This window comes from Candidatus Enterococcus moelleringii, from assembly GCF_017377575.1.
Taxonomy (GTDB): domain Bacteria; phylum Bacillota; class Bacilli; order Lactobacillales; family Enterococcaceae; genus Enterococcus_A; species Enterococcus_A moelleringii.
In genome coordinates, this window is sequence record NZ_JAFREM010000021.1 from 34,644 (window position 1) to 51,173 (window position 16,530).

At 44.5% G+C, this 16,530-nt stretch carries 15 protein-coding genes; 1 reads left to right on the plus strand and 14 read right to left on the minus strand.

Translation table 11 applies throughout. From position 1 onward, the window contains the following. Window positions 1-30: 30 nt before the first annotated feature. Complete coding sequence (efbA, locus tag JZO70_RS13975; protein WP_207674208.1) at window positions 31-1,734, plus strand: fibronectin-binding protein EfbA; 1,704 nt, start codon at window positions 31-33, stop codon at window positions 1,732-1,734. Between the two features lie 39 nt (window positions 1,735-1,773). On the opposite strand, the gene JZO70_RS13980 is transcribed toward efbA, so the two are convergent. From JZO70_RS13980 to lspA, 14 genes are all read right to left on the minus strand, one after another. Further along, a complete protein-coding gene (locus JZO70_RS13980) occupies window positions 1,774-2,790 on the minus strand; it encodes an AI-2E family transporter (protein ID WP_207674209.1) in 1,017 nt (338 codons plus the stop codon). Between the two features lie 85 nt (window positions 2,791-2,875). After that, window positions 2,876-3,205, minus strand: a complete 330-nt coding sequence (locus tag JZO70_RS13985; protein ID WP_207674210.1) for a bacteriocin immunity protein — start codon at window positions 3,203-3,205, stop codon at window positions 2,876-2,878. A 127-nt stretch (window positions 3,206-3,332) separates the two neighbouring features. Further along, window positions 3,333-3,965, minus strand: coding sequence for an orotate phosphoribosyltransferase (gene pyrE / locus JZO70_RS13990; RefSeq protein WP_207674211.1), 633 nt, complete (start codon window positions 3,963-3,965; stop codon window positions 3,333-3,335). After that, on the minus strand, window positions 3,962-4,678 hold the full coding sequence (pyrF, locus tag JZO70_RS13995) for an orotidine-5'-phosphate decarboxylase (protein WP_207674212.1): 717 nt from the start codon (window positions 4,676-4,678) through the stop codon (window positions 3,962-3,964). The genes pyrE and pyrF overlap by 4 nt, the downstream gene beginning before the upstream one ends. After that, window positions 4,678-5,601: a dihydroorotate dehydrogenase gene (locus tag JZO70_RS14000; protein ID WP_207674213.1), complete on the minus strand. Its 924-nt coding sequence runs from the start codon at window positions 5,599-5,601 to the stop codon at window positions 4,678-4,680. Before JZO70_RS14000 ends, pyrF begins: the two co-directional genes overlap by 1 nt. Then, window positions 5,601-6,371 carry a dihydroorotate dehydrogenase electron transfer subunit gene (locus tag JZO70_RS14005; RefSeq protein WP_207674214.1) on the minus strand — a complete coding sequence of 257 codons (771 nt, stop codon included), beginning with the start codon at window positions 6,369-6,371 and terminating at the stop codon, window positions 5,601-5,603. The genes JZO70_RS14000 and JZO70_RS14005 overlap by 1 nt, the downstream gene beginning before the upstream one ends. Before the next feature lie 73 nt (window positions 6,372-6,444). Continuing rightward, the gene (carB, locus tag JZO70_RS14010) at window positions 6,445-9,627 is read right to left on the minus strand and encodes a carbamoyl-phosphate synthase large subunit (RefSeq protein ID WP_207674215.1); all 3,183 of its coding nucleotides are present in this window, start codon (window positions 9,625-9,627) and stop codon (window positions 6,445-6,447) included. Further along, window positions 9,628-10,707 (minus strand): carbamoyl phosphate synthase small subunit, encoded by a 1,080-nt coding sequence (locus JZO70_RS14015; RefSeq protein ID WP_207674216.1) that lies wholly within the window; start codon window positions 10,705-10,707, stop codon window positions 9,628-9,630. 4 nt (window positions 10,708-10,711) lie between these two features. Then, a complete protein-coding gene (gene pyrC, locus JZO70_RS14020; RefSeq protein ID WP_207674217.1) occupies window positions 10,712-11,992 on the minus strand; it encodes a dihydroorotase in 1,281 nt (426 codons plus the stop codon). Between the two features lie 198 nt (window positions 11,993-12,190). Then, the gene (locus JZO70_RS14025; RefSeq protein WP_207674218.1) at window positions 12,191-13,117 is read right to left on the minus strand and encodes an aspartate carbamoyltransferase catalytic subunit; all 927 of its coding nucleotides are present in this window, start codon (window positions 13,115-13,117) and stop codon (window positions 12,191-12,193) included. A gap of 12 nt (window positions 13,118-13,129) precedes the next feature. Then, window positions 13,130-14,401 (minus strand): solute carrier family 23 protein, encoded by a 1,272-nt coding sequence (locus tag JZO70_RS14030; protein ID WP_207674219.1) that lies wholly within the window; start codon window positions 14,399-14,401, stop codon window positions 13,130-13,132. Window positions 14,402-14,408: 7 nt separating this feature from the next. Beyond that, window positions 14,409-14,951 carry a bifunctional pyr operon transcriptional regulator/uracil phosphoribosyltransferase PyrR gene (gene pyrR / locus JZO70_RS14035; RefSeq protein WP_207674220.1) on the minus strand — a complete coding sequence of 181 codons (543 nt, stop codon included), beginning with the start codon at window positions 14,949-14,951 and terminating at the stop codon, window positions 14,409-14,411. Between the two features lie 213 nt (window positions 14,952-15,164). Beyond that, complete coding sequence (locus JZO70_RS14040; protein WP_207674221.1) at window positions 15,165-16,073, minus strand: RluA family pseudouridine synthase; 909 nt, start codon at window positions 16,071-16,073, stop codon at window positions 15,165-15,167. Next, window positions 16,063-16,527, minus strand: a complete 465-nt coding sequence (lspA, locus tag JZO70_RS14045; protein WP_207674222.1) for a signal peptidase II — start codon at window positions 16,525-16,527, stop codon at window positions 16,063-16,065. The genes JZO70_RS14040 and lspA overlap by 11 nt, the downstream gene beginning before the upstream one ends. Window positions 16,528-16,530: the final 3 nt, after the last annotated feature.

Here is a 16,530-nt window from a genome sequence, read left to right on the forward strand (position 1 = left end):
AGACATTACGAAAAGAAACGAGGGAAAAAGATGTCATTTGACGGAGTTTTTACCCATGCAATGGTGAATGAACTGCGGGCCTCTTTATTAAGCGGTCGGATTTCGAAAATTCACCAACCATATGAAAATGAAGTAGTTTTAGTGATTCGTTCACAAGGAAAGAATCACCGGCTGCTGCTTTCGGCGCATCCCAGCTATGCCCGGATTCAGCTGACGGAGATTGCCTACCAAAATCCTGATACCCCACCGAATTTTGCCATGATGCTGCGCAAACATTTAGAAGGTGCCATTTTAGAAGATATTCAACAAATGGAAAACGATCGGGTGGTCCATTTTACCTTTACCAAACGCAATGAGTTAGGCGATTTGCAAGGTATCCAGCTGATTGTTGAGCTGATGGGACGGCATTCAACGATTATTTTACTGAACAGTGAAACTGGAAAAATTTTGGATGCCATTAAGCACGTCGGCCATTCCCAAAATACCTACCGCTTGATTTTGCCCGGCAGTGAATACATCACGCCCCCTAAACAGGAGCAGCAAAATCCGTTTACAGCAACGAAAGAAAGTGTTTTTCATCTCCTTTCTACCGCTGAAGAACTAAACGGCAAATATTTGCAGCAGCAATTTCAAGGCTTAGGTCGTGACACCGCTGACGAGCTGGCCTATCGTTTAAACGAAAATCCTAACGAGAAGATGACGGTTTGGCAAAGCTTCTGGCAAGATGTCGCTGATAATTTGCAGCCAACCTTAGGCTTGAAAAACGACAAAGAATTTTTTGCTCCACTGCTGTTTGAAACTTTATCTGAACCAGTAGAGTACCCTACTTTGAGTTTATTGCTGGATGCTTTCTACGGCGAAAAAGCCGAAAAAGATCGCGTGAAGCAGTTAGGCAATGAACTGATTCGTCGCGTAGAAAATGAAATCAAACGGAACCAAACTAAGTTGGAAAAACGTCAGAAAACCTTGAAGGATTCAGAAAACGCTGAGGAATTTCGTCGCGATGGTGAGCTGTTGACTACCTTTATGACCCAAGTTCCCCGCGGTGCAGAATCAGTGGACTTGGCGAATTATTATGATGAAGATCGAATGATTACCATTCGGTTGAATCCAGCTTTGACGCCAAACCAAAACGCCCAGAAATATTTCCAGCGTTATCAAAAGCTGAAAAATGCCGTGAAATTGATTTACAAACAAATCGATGAAGCCAAAGAAGAATTAGCTTATTTGGAATCGATCCTGGCTCAGCTGGAAATCGCCGGACCAATGGATATTGAAGTCATTAAAGAAGAATTAGTGGCTAGCGGCTATTTGAAGAAAAAGAAAAGTAAGAAAAATCGCAAGCAGGCCCCTTCACAGCCTGAGACGTTTTACGCTAGTGATGGCACGCAAATTTTAGTAGGTAAAAATAACCTGCAAAACGATCAGCTGACCTTGAAAAAAGCTCGCAAAACCGATATCTGGCTCCATGCCAAAAATATCCCTGGTTCTCACGTGATCATCAAAGACGATGACCCAACTGAAGAAACCTTGCTGGAAGCAGCTGAGTTAGCTGCCTACTTCTCTAAGTTTCGCCAATCGGCCCAGGTTCCAGTGGATTATGTAGCAGTTAAGCATGTTCACAAGCCAAATGGCGCCAAACCGGGATTTGTGATTTATGAAAATCAAAAAACATTGTATGTAACACCGGAAGAAGCAACCGTTGAAGCGTTAAGAAAAGCGCCTCAAAGCTAAATTTGATTGCAATCCAGACATGAAAAAGAACCAAGGGAATTAATTTTCCTTTGGTTCTTGTTTGACTTGGACATGAATGACCTCTAAGAAAAAGGTGAAAATCGGAATTCCGACAATCAATCCCCAAACTCCTAAGAAGCGTTCACTCAAGAGTAAAATAACAAACGTGTAGAAGATCGGCAGTTTAGTGCGACTGGACATCAGCTTCGGATTTAAGATATAAGACTCGATTACGTGAACCGCCAGCACCAGCAACACAACATAAAAGACTGTCTGCAAACCGTTAATCGAATACGCAATCAGCGTCAACGGTACAAAGGAAATAATCACCCCAGCCACTGGGATCAGGCTCAAAAAGAAAATCATAATAGCCAAGGATGGCAGCTGACCAAATCCAATCAACGCGAGACCAGCAATTGTAATGGTCGTATTCACCAATGCAATCACCAATTGAACCTCCAACACCACTCCAAATGTTTCAGTAAAAATCTTAGCAAAGTAATAGACATCCTGGAAAAACCAAGCATAATCACTACTTAAAAAATGGCGAGAAAACTGAAAGGTTCGTTCTTTTTCGATCATAAAGAAAAAGCTCAGCAGAAATGACATAAAGAAGGAAACCGCAATCCGGCCCACATTTTGCAGCTGCTGAAAGATAATCCCCGCACCGCTCTCCAATTTATCCTGCCAATTATGGGTTTCAAAATACTTGGACAAATAGTCTGTGACCCCGGAGGAATCAAACTCCGCGTGACGGTAAAAGTGCAGCAGTGAATTGTAAGTCTGGATCGCTTGCTGAGCTAAAATCGTCGCATAACGAGAAAACAGCAAGTACAACAGAAAGACCACAACAAGATACAAGCCAATCGTCGCCGCCATATGAGGCAGCTTTAAATACCGATTCAACAGCTTCACGATTTTTGATGATAGATAAGTAAAAATAAAGGTCAGTAAGGCAATCGAAATAAACGATCGCGATAGATAAACAACTAGAATTAGGACTGCCAGTACAACGAAACGCCGCAGTCGGATGTTTTCCACAAACTTTTGATACATACGCATCCCTCCACTGCTTTCCAATATACCATTAAAGCCTTTTTTAGGCTCAGTATAAGCATTCGCAGGAGGACTGCAGAAAACGTTAATCCAAGTAACCGAAAAATTGCGTTTTGTCCGAAGTATTGGAGCGATACACACCATTTAAACCAGCGCGTTGACCGATGACAGAAAGATCTATGAGCAGCTGCTCTTCTTTTTTATCAAAATGAACGCGACTAGCCAAACCAACACTATAAATGTAATTGACTAAACGATTCACCAAAGCTTCGGGATTTTTGGCTGTGTCCAATTTCTTATACACCTGCAGCAAGACATCAACAATATCCTGTAACCCTTCTGATGGATCAGGCTGTTTCACTAAGCAATTATATAAATCATGAACCAATTCTTGGGCTGTCTCTCTTGTTTCCATCGGATCGTCTCCTTTTTTCGTCGGTCTTAGCCTTAAGTGTACTCCTTTTCTTAAAAAATGGAATGAATTTCTGAAAACAAAAAACTCCCAAATCAGCAAATCTCATGCTGATTCAGGAGCTCTAAACTTATTTCAACCAGTTTTCTGGGTCTTGGCGCCATTCTTTCAATAGAGCCAATTGGTCTTCGTTGATGTATTTTTCTTCTAAAGCAATTTCGATCAAGGTTGAATAGTTGGTTAAAGTCAATAGCGGCATGTCAGCGGCTTTGAATTTTTCCACACCTTTGTCTAATTCGTAAGTAAAGATGGCTGCGACACCTAGTACGTCCGCCCCTTCTTTTTTCGCTGCTGCGGCTGCTTCTAGTACGCTTCCGCCGGTTGAGATCAAGTCTTCAATGACTACCATCTTTTGGCCTTCCGTGATGCGGCCTTCGATTTGGTTGCCTTTGCCATGGTCTTTGGCTTTGCTGCGGATGTAAACCATTGGCAAGTCCAATAATTCAGCTACCCATGCAGCATGAGGAATCCCAGCAGTTGCAGTTCCGGCAATTACTTCAACATCTGGATATTTTGCTTTGATCTCTTCGGCTAAGCCTTTGGCGATTTCGCGACGAACTTCTGGATAGCTCATAGTAATGCGGTTGTCGCAGTAAATCGGTGATTTGATCCCGCTAGCCCAAGTAAAAGGCTCATCAGGGCTTAAAAAGACCGCTTCAATTTTCAATAAATCTTTGGCAATATTTCCTGCTACTGTTCTCATGCTTCACCGTTCCATTCTTTTTTAATTTGAAGATAGCTTTCGTAAGGTGTCTCTGATTGGGTAATCGGACGGCCAACTACGATATAATTCGAGCCGATTTCTCGCGCCTGTTGCGGATCCATCACTCGTTTTTGGTCACCGACGCTAGCACCCTTTGGCCGGATTCCCGGAGTTAGGCAAATAAATTCATCGCTAGTTGCGGCATGAATCATCTCAACTTCTAAAGCAGAACAAACCACGCCGTCTAGTCCAGCTTCTTGGGCACATTTCGCATAGTGAACGACACTATCCTTCAACGGCACTTGAATCAGCTGATCGTGATGCATTTGTTCTTCGCTTGTTGAAGTTAATTGCGTTACTGCGATTAAGTCTGGTACGTCTTTGCCTGCCGCAGTTCCTTCAGCTAAACCTTCTTTAGCTGCTGCCATCATTTCGATTCCACCAGCTGCATGAACATTGGTCATGCGAACGCCTAATTTCGCCAAGCCTTTCATAGCTTTTTTGACAGTGTTAGGAATATCATGCAATTTCAAATCCAAAAAGACATCGTGTCCCGCGGCGGTCAATTCATGAACGATGCTGGGTCCTTCTTGGTAGAAAAGCTCCATGCCGATTTTCACAAATAGTTTTTCCTCAGCGGGAAATTGCGCTAAAAAGGTTTGGATTTCTTCTTGGGAAGAAAAATCCAAGGCGATGATTGGTCGTTTTTCCATTACTTTCTGGCCTCCTTGACTTCTTTGCGTAATTCTTCAAGAGAATCAATACCTAATTCTGCCATTTTTGCAGGCAAGGCGTCAATAAGTTTTGGACAAATATATGGATCAGTGAAATTGGCAGTACCTACTGCAACTGCGCTGGCACCCGCCATGAACATTTCCAGGACATCATCCACCGTTTGTACACCGCCCATACCAATAATCGGCAGGTCGCTGACACCGGCAACTTGATGGATCAAACGAATTGCTACTGGTTTAATCGCAGGACCTGAAAGTCCCCCGGTTTGGTTAGCTAAAATTGGCTGACGGGTCTTCAAATCAATCCGCATCCCCAACAAAGTGTTAATCATGGTAAAGCCGTCTGCTCCGCCTTCGTCAATCGCCTTAGCAATCGGTACAATATCGGTAACGTTGGGACTTAATTTCACGTAAATCGGCACGGAAGCAACTTCCTTCACCGCTTTAGTCAGACGATAGGCTACTTCAGGATCAGTACCAAAAGCAATCCCGCCGTGTTTTACATTGGGACAAGAAATATTCAGTTCGATCGCTTTAACATTCGGTGCGTCACCGATTCGGCTGCACACTTCGATATAATCTTCTTCGCAAGCGCCAGCAACATTAGCGATAATCGGCAGCTGCTCGAACTTTTCCAAAGAAGGTAAAATTTCAGTCATGACTGTTTCCAAACCAGGATTTTGCAAACCAATCGCATTCAGCATGCCGCTTGGCGTTTCAGCCACCCGCGGCGTTTCGTTGCCGTAGCGTGATTGCGGTGTGGTTGCTTTAATCATAATCGAACCTAGTTGGTTTAAATCATAATAATCCGCATATTCTTTACCAAAGCCAAAGCATCCGCTGGCTGGCATAATCGGGTTTTTCAAATCTAACCCTGGTAGTTTAACCGCTAATGGATTCATTAAAATACAACCTCCCCTGCTTGGAATACTGGCCCGTCATCGCAGACCTTGACGCTCTTACTTGGATCTTCGGCTACATGGCAAACACAAGCGTAACAAGCACCCATGCCGCAAGCCATCCGTGATTCTAAAGAAAGCTGCACATTGTCAACTTCGGTATACAACTGTTCGACTGTTTTCAGCAAGCCGTTATTTCCGCAGGCAAAAACAACTGTTGGCTGCTCTTCTTCTGCCAGCAGTAAATTGCCGACATTTCCCTGCATGCCAAAGCTGCCGTCATCTGTCGCAAAACGAGTATCCCCTAATGCCTGGAATTCCTCGTCATAATAAACAACATCCTTTGAGCCAAAGCCTAGGAAATGAACCACTTCTACGCCTTGTTTTTTCAGCTGCTTAGACAGCTCATACAAAGGAGGCACACCGATTCCGCCGCCTACGATAAAAGCTTTATCGCCGCTATTTAGACCAGACAAATCGAATCCGTTTCCTAAAGGACCCATGACATCCAATTGGTCGCCGGCCTCTAATTCCGCAAAAAATTTCGTACCCTCACCTTCCACACGGTAAATGATGGTGCAGGTGGCTTTTTCATGATCAATTTGGTTAATACTAATCGGACGACGCAGCAGTAAATCTGCTCGTGGTACTCGAATATGGATAAACTGCCCCGGATTATGCATTTGTTCCACCAGTTCGCCGGTTAGAACCATTTCGTAAATCCGCGGTGCTAATTGCTGCTGGCTGACAATTGTCATCATTTCTTGTTTCATATGGCCCTCCTATAGAAAAAAGATTCGTACTATTCAAAAGGAGACAGAGTGCTCAGCACTCTGTCCTAAAGTTCTAAATTTCTTGAATTGAAAACGAGCGTGATTCCATTACCCGTAAAATAGCATTGGCTGTATCTAGTGATGTGAACAATGGTACGCCATGTTCCACTGCTTCCCGACGAATAATGAAGCCGTCTTGCGAAGAGTTTTGGCGGTCTTTGTCCATTGTGTTAATTACTACTTGGGCTTCGCCGCGGCGGATCATCTCAACCACGTTGTCTTCTGACGATTCTGAAATCTTAGCAATCGTCTTAGAGCTTAAGCCGTTTTCTTCAAAGTATTTAGCTGTTCCTGCTGTTGCTAGCAAGCTGTAGCCTACATCGCTGAAGCGTTTCGCCAAGTCCAGTGATTCTTCTTTGTTTTCATCCGCAACGGTGAACAACACTGCGCCGTAATCAGGCAAGTGCAATCCAGATGCTTCGAAGGCTTTGTACAAGGCTTTTTCCAAATTACGGTCAGAGCCCATGACTTCACCAGTGGATTTCATTTCAGGGCCTAAGTAAGTATCCACTTTTTGCAGTTTAGTGAAGCTGAAGACCGGTGCCTTCACATGAACCAATTTGCTTTCAGGATACAACCCATCTTTATAGCCCATTTCTTCCAACGAGCTGCCTAAAATTGCTTTAGTAGCAACTTGCGCCATTGGAATGTCAGTAATTTTGCTCAAGAATGGTACGGTCCGGCTGGCCCGGGGATTTACTTCAATCACGTACACTTCATCTTCATGAATAACGAATTGAATGTTCATCATCCCGATACAGTTCATGCCTAAAGCCAGCTTGCGAGTGTAATCTTCAATCGTCGCAATGATCTTATCTGAGAAAGTTTGCGGCGGATAGACAGCCATCGAGTCGCCTGAGTGAACCCCAGCTCGTTCGATATGCTCCATAATTCCTGGGATTAGGACAGTTGTTCCATCACAAATCGCATCCACTTCACATTCTTTACCTACCATGTAACGGTCAACTAAGACTGGATGTTCAGGTGAAGCCTTCACAGCATTGGCCATATAGTCTTCCAAGTCCGGCTGATTTTCCACGATTTCCATCGCACGTCCGCCTAATACATAGCTTGGACGTACCAAGACTGGATAACCGATGCGGTCCGCGATAACGACTGCTTCTTCGCTGCTGGTAGCTGTATCACCCACTGGTTGAGGAATGCCTAGTCGCTTCAAGACTTGCTCAAATTGGTCACGATCTTCCGCTCGGTCCAAATCTTCAATCGTCGTGCCTAAGATTTTGACGCCGTTTTTCACTAAAGGCTCAGCTAAGTTAATCGCTGTTTGCCCGCCGAATTGCACGATGACACCGATTGGCTGTTCCAATTCGATCACGTTCATTACATCTTCCAGGGTTAATGGTTCAAAGTAAAGCTTGTCAGAAACCGAGAAGTCAGTGGAAACTGTTTCCGGGTTGCTGTTCATGATAATCGCTTCATAACCCGCAGACTGGATCGCTTTGACTGAGTGAACCGTCGCATAGTCAAATTCTACCCCTTGTCCGATGCGGATAGGGCCTGAGCCTAAGACTAAAACTGATTCTTTATCGGAACGAACACTTTCGTTCTCAAATTCGTAGGTGCTGTAGAAGTACGGTGTTTGCGATTCGAACTCTGCCGCACAAGTATCCACCATTTTGTAAACTGGCAAGATTTTTTCTTCATGGCGCAGGTCGCTGACGGCTTTTTCCGTAGTTGACCACAATGAAGCAATTTTCTTATCGGCAAAACCATTTTGTTTGGCTTTTTTCAAGACTTCAGTATCTTGAACATTTTGCGCTAATTCATTTTCCAGCTCAATAATGTGCAGTAATTTATCTAAGAAGAACAAATCAATCTTGGTTAAATCACTCAACTCTTCAATCGTGTAGCCCCGACGTAACGCTTCTGCTAAGTAGAATAAGCGGTCGTCTTGGGCTTTAACGATTTTTTCGGTTAATAGTTCATCAGTTACTTCGCTGAATTCAGCGATTTCGACGTGAGAAACGCCGATTTCCAATGAACGAACTGCTTTTAGTAAAGACTCTTCAATGTTACGGCCAATTGCCATAACTTCGCCGGTCGCCTTCATTTGCGTACCTAGTACTCGTTCGCCCGATTCGAATTTATCGAAAGGCCAGCGTGGGATCTTAGAAACAATGTAGTCTAAAGCTGGTTCAAATTCAGCATAGGTTGTGCCTGTTACTGGGTTCTTCATTTCATCTAACGTTAAGCCGACAGCGATTTTCGCTGCTAATTTCGCAATTGGATAACCAGTTGCTTTACTTGCCAAGGCAGATGAACGAGATACCCGCGGGTTCACTTCGATGACATAGTAGTCAAAGCTGTGAGGGTCCAAGGCCAGCTGAACGTTACAGCCACCTTCGATTTTCAAGGCGCGGATGATTGATAATGACGCATCCCGCAGCATTTGGTATTCATAATCTGATAAGGTTTGGCTTGGTGCGAAAACGATAGAGTCTCCGGTATGAATCCCAACTGGGTCGAAGTTTTCCATGTTACATACTACGATTGCGTTATCCGCTGAATCCCGCATGACTTCGTATTCGATTTCTTTGAAGCCGGCAATTGATTTTTCGATTAAACATTGGGTAGCTGGTGACAGCTTCAAGCCGTTTTCAGCAATTACCCGTAATTCTTCTTCGTTGTCACACATCCCGCCGCCGGTACCGCCTAGGGTGAAGGCTGGGCGCACGATGATTGGGTAACCGATGGTGTTAGCGAAAGCTACCGCTTCTTCCACCGTATTAACGATTTCTGATTCCGGAATCGGTTGATCCAATTCTTCCATTAATTGTTTGAACAGATCACGGTCTTCCGCTTGGTCAATCGCCGCAAGCTTCGTTCCTAGCAGTTCAATATTCAATTCATCTAAAATGCCTGATGCCGCTAATTCCATTGCCATGTTCAAACCAGTTTGTCCACCAAGAGTCGGCAGGATCGCATCTGGTAATTCGCGTCGCAAAATGCGAGAAACGAATTCCAAGGTAATTGGTTCTATATAGACTGAATCAGCAATTTCTTTATCTGTCATAATCGTAGCTGGGTTGGAGTTCACCAAGACAACTTCGTAACCTTCTTCTTTTAATGCTAAGCAAGCTTGGGTGCCGGCATAGTCAAATTCGGCTGCTTGTCCAATCACGATCGGTCCAGAACCGATAACCATGATTTTTTTAATGTCTGTCCGTTTTGGCATTTACGCTTGCTCCTTCCATGCATCCATCATTTCCATAAACTCATCGAATAAATGCAGTGCATCATGTGGTCCAGGTGCTGCATCCGGGTGGAATTGTACACTGAAGGCTGGGTAATGACGATGTCTTACCCCTTCAATCGTGTCATCGTTGACCTCAGTATGAGTCACCATTAATTTTGTCGCATCAATTGTTTTTTCATCCACCGCAAAGCCGTGGTTCTGGGAAGTGAAATCGATCCGACCAGTCGCAATCTCCCGCACTGGGTGATTCAACCCGCGGTGACCGAACTTCATTTTGTAAGTGTCTGCGCCATTAGCTAAAGCGAATAACTGATGTCCTAGACAAATACCGAAAATCGGCACTTTGCCTTGAATCTGTTGAATCATTTCGATTGCTTCTGGTACATCCTTTGGATCTCCAGGGCCGTTGGTTAACATTACGCCATCTGGTGCTAAGTCTAAAATGGTTTTTGCGTCAGTATCATAAGGCATTACCGTTAAGTTGCATTCTCGACGAGACAGTTCTCGTAAAATACTGTGTTTCAAGCCAAAGTCGATGACTACCACATTTCGGCCGACACCTGGGCTTGGATAAGGACTAACTGTTGAAACCTGCTGAACCTGATTGGTTGGCAAAACAGTTGCTTTCAATTGATCAAAGGCATGCTCGAACTGATCGCCGGCATCTACCATGCTGGCTTTCATGGTTCCGTGATTCCGCAATTTTTTCGTCAAGGCGCGAGTATCAATTCCAGCGATTCCTGGAATCCCTTTGCGCTTCAAAAATTCATCTAAAGTCATTTGGTTCCGCCAGTTGTTTGCACGGCGAGCGTGTTCTTTTACGACAACTCCTTTACAAGTTGGCGCGATCGATTCGTAATCGTCACGGTTGATGCCGTAATTCCCCACAATCGGATAGGTGAAGGTAATAATTTGTCCGTTAAAGCTTTGATCGGTAATCGTTTCTTGGTAACCTGTCATACTGGTGGTAAAAACAATCTCACCGAATACGTTGGCTTCAGCACCGAAGGCTTCCCCTTCAAATACAGTGCCGTCTTCTAAAATTAGCAGTCTCTTCAACTTATTAATCCTCCTTGTTGTACACCAGTTTGCCGTCCACGAAGGTGAACATCGTATGACCTTTCACTGGCCATCCTGTAAATGGTGTGTTAACACCCATTGAAGCAAATTGCTTGTCGTCAATTTTTTCTTCTGTATCTAAATCGAATACTGCGACATCAGCTGGTGCGCCAATGTTCAATGTTCCAGCATTTAGACCGAAAATTTCAGCTGGCTTCACGGCCATCCAGTCGATGACTTGTTCTAAAGTGAAGCGGCCTGTTTCTACAAAGTGCGTGTAGATTAGTTGGAAGGCTGTTTCGCTGCCAACAATTCCGAATGGTGATTTCAAGAATGTTTGGTCTTTTTCTTCTAAGCCATGCGGTGCATGGTCAGTTGCGATGCAGTCGATGGTGCCGTCCATCAATCCTTCGATCAATGCATCACGGTCTTCTTTAGCACGTAATGGCGGGTTCATTTTCCAGAAGCCGTTATCTTCCGGAATATCTTCGTCCATTAAGATCAAGTGGTGAGGTGAAACTTCAGCTGTTACATGAACGCCGGCTTTTTTCGCGTCACGAATTACGCGAACACTTTCTTTTGTTGATACGTGGCAGACATGGTAATGCGCGCCAGTTTCTTCGGCTAAGATTACGTCGCGGGCAATTTGAGAAGATTCAGTAGCACTCATGATACCTGGCAAGCCTAGTTTTTCACTGACTTCGCCGGTGTGCATTACGCCGCCGAATAATAGAGAGTCGTCTTCAGTATGAGCGACTAAAGCCATTCCTTGTTTTGCGGCTTCTTTCATTGCTAAGTACATGGTTCCTGCAGTTTGTACGCCCACGCCATCGTTAGTAAAGGCGAATGCGCCCGCTGCTTTCAATCCAGCTTGGTCAGTTAAAACTTCGCTGCGCAAGCCTTCAGTAATTGGTGCGTATTGCAATACTTTAACTACAGCATCACGTTTGATGATATCAAGAACGTTTTGGAATTTTTCCACTGTATCTGGGGTAGGATCAAGATTAGGCATGGCACAAACGGTAGTAAAACCGCCACGAGCAGCTGCTTGACTTCCTGTTTTGATGGTTTCTTTGTAAGTGAAGCCTGGTTCCCGCAAGTGAACGTGAACATCCACTAAGCCGGGTGTGACCAATTGGCCTTTTGCATCGTAAACTTCGTCAAATTCTAGGTTTGAAAAATCTTTACCGATTCCAGCGATTACGCCGTCTTCCAACCAAACATCTGCTTCTATTAATTGATTGCCTTTTCCAGCAATTTTACCGTTTTTAATAAGTACCTTCATCTTAATCTCTCCTTGTTCGTTTTAGTGGAATAATTTTTCTTTGGGAAAAATTAGTTCGATTCTCACGCCGTATACCATCCAACTACACTGTACGATTCCTGTTTTAGTGTTCCGGTTCTTTTAGTTTGCTTCTATTGTAAGTAGAACTGTGAAAAGTTGGACTGGCAGTCCTAATTTCTTATCTCCCATAAAGTGTTACTAAGCGACACCATTCAAAATGGCTTCCAAAATCGCCATCCGGACGAACACGCCATTACTCATTTGTTCGACGATTCGTGATTGATAGCTTTCGACTAATGAGTCAGCGATTTCTACGTCGCGGTTGACTGGGGCTGGGTGCATAATGATGGCTTTATCCTTCATACGTTTCGCCCGTTCAATTGTCAAGCCGTATTCTTGATGGTAGCCTTCTTTAGAGAAGCTTTCGTTGCCGTCGTGGCGTTCGTGTTGTACCCGCAGCAGCATGATTACATCTACTTGGTCGACTAGTTCATCCAACGGACGATATTCGCCGTACACATCAAAGCTGTGGTCGTACCATTGTTCAGGACCAGAGAAGAAAACTTCTGCCCGCAAACGATTCAGCATTTGCATGTTGGATTTCGCTACCCGCGAGTGAGTAATGTCGCCCACGATCGCTACCTTCAAGCCTTCAAAGTGTCCGAACTCTTCATAAATAGTCATCAGATCAAGCAAACATTGCGTTGGATGCTGGCCGCTGCCGTCGCCGCCGTTGATGATCGAGCAGTGAACCGTCCGGCTTTGGATCAATTCGTCGTAGTAATTTTCGTCGCCGTGGCGGATGACACACACGTCCACACCGATAGCCGACATGGTTAATACAGTGTCGTACAAGGTTTCACCCTTTTGCACTGAGCTGGTTCTAGAATCAAAATCAATCACATCCAACCCCATTTTCTTCTCAGCAACCTCGAAGCTTTTGTGCGTTCGGGTGCTGTTTTCAAAAAAGAGATTTGCAGCAAAGTATTGAGGCTTTTCCGGTGTCCACTTGGCACCGTTCTTGAATTGCTGTCCTCGGGTAATAAGTCCCATAACTTCCTGATCGGATAAGGCTTCAACTGTCAACAAATGCTTCAAACTAATTTTTTCAGATTGGATGATCATGATATTTCCTCCTTATTTTTCGCTGCGTGCTTTCTCAGGTAAAATCAAATTTAAGATAATGCCCAGTACCGTTGCTAGGGCCATTGAAGATAAAGTAAATGTGCCTGCTTGGAAGACCAAACCGCCGATGCCGATTACTAAGATCGTTGATGCGATCAACAGGTTTTTCTTCCGGTCAAAATCTATTTGGTTCTCAATCAGGATTTTCAGTCCGCTGGCAGCAATTACCCCAAACAGGATAAAGCTGATCCCAGAGATAACCGGTCCTGGAATACTCAAGATTAAAGCACTCAGCTTTCCGACAAATCCTAAGGCGATGGCGAAGAATGCTGCTCCACCGATAACGAACACACTGTGTACGCGAGTGATGGCTAGTACGCCGATGTTCTCGCCGTAGCTGGTTACTGGCGGACCTCCCACAAGTCCAGCGACGATTTGTGCTAAGCCATCTCCCAATAACGTGTGATCCAAGCCTGGATCGTCGAAAAAGTTGCGTTTGGTTAATTTGTTCAATACCATCAAGTGTCCGATGTGCTCAGTCATTGTTACAAAAGCAATCGGCGCCATGGTGGTAATCGCGTTAACATATAATTTCGGTTGATACGTAGCAAATGGTACTTGGAAAGCTGGTAAAGCGAACCAATGGGCATCAATAATCGGCTGATAGTCGATGATGCCAAACAGCATCGCTGTGATATAGCCGCAAACAATTCCCAGTAAAATCGGAATCAAGCCCAGAAAGCCTGAGAAAAACATGTTGAAGAAAATCGTTAATCCCAAGGTGATCAAAGCCACCAGCACATACTTAAAGTCATACACGTTGTTGTTGTACATCGCGTTCGTCGCGGCATTGGCTGCCAGTCCTAACCCGATAACCATTACAACAGGTCCCACAACAATTGGCGGTAAAATTTTATCTAACCAGCCAGATCCGATCTTGCGAATCAAGAAAGATACGATCAGGTAGACCAACCCGCAGGTCATTGCCCCCTGAGCCACAGCCGGATACCCATCCGACTTCATCAACAATTGCATCGCCGCGATAAAAGCAAAGCTGCTGCCTAGATACGCCGGAATTTTCCCTTTCGTGACCGTCAGATAAACCAACGTCCCTAACCCCGAACTCACCAGCGCAATACTTGGGTTGATTCCCACCATAATCGGAACCAGCACCGTTGCGCCAAACATCGTAAACAGATGTTGAATACTTAATCCTACCCAATGTCCTAACTTAGGACGATCCTTGATGTCTAATACTACATCGTCGTTGTGAAACTCTTGCATTTGTCTTCTACGCCTCTTCCTTTTGGATCAAGATACGATCTTGTCCGTCCATTTCTTCCATCTCAACAATGATTTCTTCTGTTAATGCAGTCGGGATATTTTTCCCAACGTAGTCGGCCCGAATCGGCAGCTCCCGATGTCCCCGGTCCACTAAAACTGCCAGTGAAATCCGGTTTGGTCGGCCGTAATCCATTACTGCATCCAGTGCTGCACGGATCGTCCGTCCGGTGAACAACACGTCATCCACCAAGATCACTTCTTTACCTGCAATCTCAAACGGAATGTCTGATGAATGCAGTTCCGGCTCAGCCGCTTCTGTCTCCTTCACGTCATCCCGGTAAAGGGTGATATCAAGCTCTCCCACTGGAATTTCGATATGCTCTAATTGCTTTAAGCGTTCAGCGATCCGCTGCGCGATGAAAATGCCGCGGGTTTTGATTCCCACTAAGACAATATCTTGAACCCCTTTATTACGTTCAATGATTTCATAGGTAATGCGGGTTAACGCTCGTTTCATCGTTACTTCGTCGACAACTTCTTTTTTGTACATCCTGTCTCCTCCTCTTTTTCCATAAAAAAACTCCTACCCGCATGCAGGTAGGAGGATTGTAATCGACTTCGTCAAAAATGATAGAGTTGTTCCTAGGCGCACCTAGTCCAAGCTTCTATCTCCACCCTTCTTAGCCTCACGGGACTACTCTTAAAGGATCTCGCTATTTAGTTTTTCTTGCTGGGAATACTATACCGCTCTTTGAGACAGAAATCAATCTTTTTCTTGCAGCTGCTTCAAAGTTTTTTGAAAAATTTCAGGTAATGGTGCTTCAAAGACTAAATTCTCGCCAGTTTTCGGATGAGTGAAGCCCAACATCTTTGCGTGCAAGAATTGTCCGTTACCTTTTAGAGTCTTTTTCGGTCCATACAATGGATCACCAGCAACCGGGTAATTAATGTATTGCATGTGCACCCGAATTTGGTGGGTCCGACCGGTTTCCAATTGCAGCTCAATCAAAGTAAAGTTCTCATAGCGCTGCAGCACTTGGAAATGAGTCACGGCAGGTTTGCCGCCTTCGACTACTGCCTGCATCTTGCGATCGACCTTGGAACGACCAATCGGTGCTTCGATCCGGCCTTTTTCGTGAGGAATTTCCCCATGAACTAACGCTACATATTTGCGCAATGAAGTCTTGTCTTTCAGTTGTTCGGCCAACGCTTCGTGAGCTTGGTCATTTTTTGCTACCATTAATAAGCCGGATGTATCCTTGTCAATCCGGTGAACGATCCCCGGACGAACGACATCATTAATAGTAGATAAATTTTTAATCTGATGAAGCAAGCCGTTCACCAATGTACCATTCGGATGTCCAGCAGATGGATGTACCACCATTCCTTGCGGCTTATTCACTACAACGACATCGTCATCTTCGTACACAATATCCAGTTGTAAATCCTCCGGCAAAAGCTCCAGCTCTTCCGGCTCCGGCACACGAATAAAAATCTTGTCTCCTTGACTGACTTTATAATTCGACTTAATTGGTTGGCCGTCGATGGACACTTGACCGTCTTTGATCCATTGCTGAATCTGTGAACGGGAATGATTCTTCAACCGCTCATTTAATACCTTATCAATTCGCCCAGTTTCCTCGCGAACAATTACTTCAATTTCATTTTCCATGCTTTTTATCTCTCTCATCTAATAAAATGTAAATAAAGATCATCGCTACACCGATCACCAACGCCATATCCGCAATATTGAATATCGGAAAGTTGATAAAGTCTAGTTGAAACATATCGACCACGTATCCTAAGCGCAGACGATCGATGAAATTCCCTACTGCTCCTGCCAAAAACAAACTCAAACCAATGGTCAGCCACTTGCTGTCGTGAAGATGCTTGGACAAATAATAAATCCCAGCAACCACCGCCGCAATGGTAATGATAATGAAGAAAACTCGTTGACCCTCCAGCAAGCTAAACGCTCCGCCGGTATTATGAATGTAGGTCAAAGACAAAACCTTGGGAATCACTTCCTGCATGTCTCCCAAATTAAAATTTCCCACAATCCAAAGCTTCAACCATTGATCCGCGCCAATGATGACAGCACTCAAAATTAAATATACAGCTAACAATAA

Bases quoted from the DNA above. Each gene is read 5' to 3' on its own strand.
- pyrF (WP_207674212.1), bottom strand. From the start codon at position 4,678: ATGGAAAAACGACCAATCATCGCCTTGGATTTTTCTTCCCAAGAAGAA.
- JZO70_RS13985 (WP_207674210.1), bottom strand. From the start codon at position 3,205: ATGGAAACAAGAGAGACAGCCCAAGAATTGGTTCATGATTTATATAAT.
- pyrC (WP_207674217.1), bottom strand. From the start codon at position 11,992: ATGAAGGTACTTATTAAAAACGGTAAAATTGCTGGAAAAGGCAATCAA.
- pyrE (WP_207674211.1), bottom strand. From the start codon at position 3,965: ATGAGAACAGTAGCAGGAAATATTGCCAAAGATTTATTGAAAATTGAA.
- JZO70_RS14040 (WP_207674221.1), bottom strand. From the start codon at position 16,073: ATGGAAAATGAAATTGAAGTAATTGTTCGCGAGGAAACTGGGCGAATT.
- carB (WP_207674215.1), bottom strand. From the start codon at position 9,627: ATGCCAAAACGGACAGACATTAAAAAAATCATGGTTATCGGTTCTGGA.
- JZO70_RS14005 (WP_207674214.1), bottom strand. From the start codon at position 6,371: ATGAAACAAGAAATGATGACAATTGTCAGCCAGCAGCAATTAGCACCG.
- efbA (WP_207674208.1), top strand. From the start codon at position 31: ATGTCATTTGACGGAGTTTTTACCCATGCAATGGTGAATGAACTGCGG.
- JZO70_RS13980 (WP_207674209.1), bottom strand. From the start codon at position 2,790: ATGTATCAAAAGTTTGTGGAAAACATCCGACTGCGGCGTTTCGTTGTA.
- JZO70_RS14025 (WP_207674218.1), bottom strand. From the start codon at position 13,117: ATGATCATCCAATCTGAAAAAATTAGTTTGAAGCATTTGTTGACAGTT.
- JZO70_RS14000 (WP_207674213.1), bottom strand. From the start codon at position 5,601: ATGAATCCATTAGCGGTTAAACTACCAGGGTTAGATTTGAAAAACCCG.
- JZO70_RS14030 (WP_207674219.1), bottom strand. From the start codon at position 14,401: ATGCAAGAGTTTCACAACGACGATGTAGTATTAGACATCAAGGATCGT.
- pyrR (WP_207674220.1), bottom strand. From the start codon at position 14,951: ATGTACAAAAAAGAAGTTGTCGACGAAGTAACGATGAAACGAGCGTTA.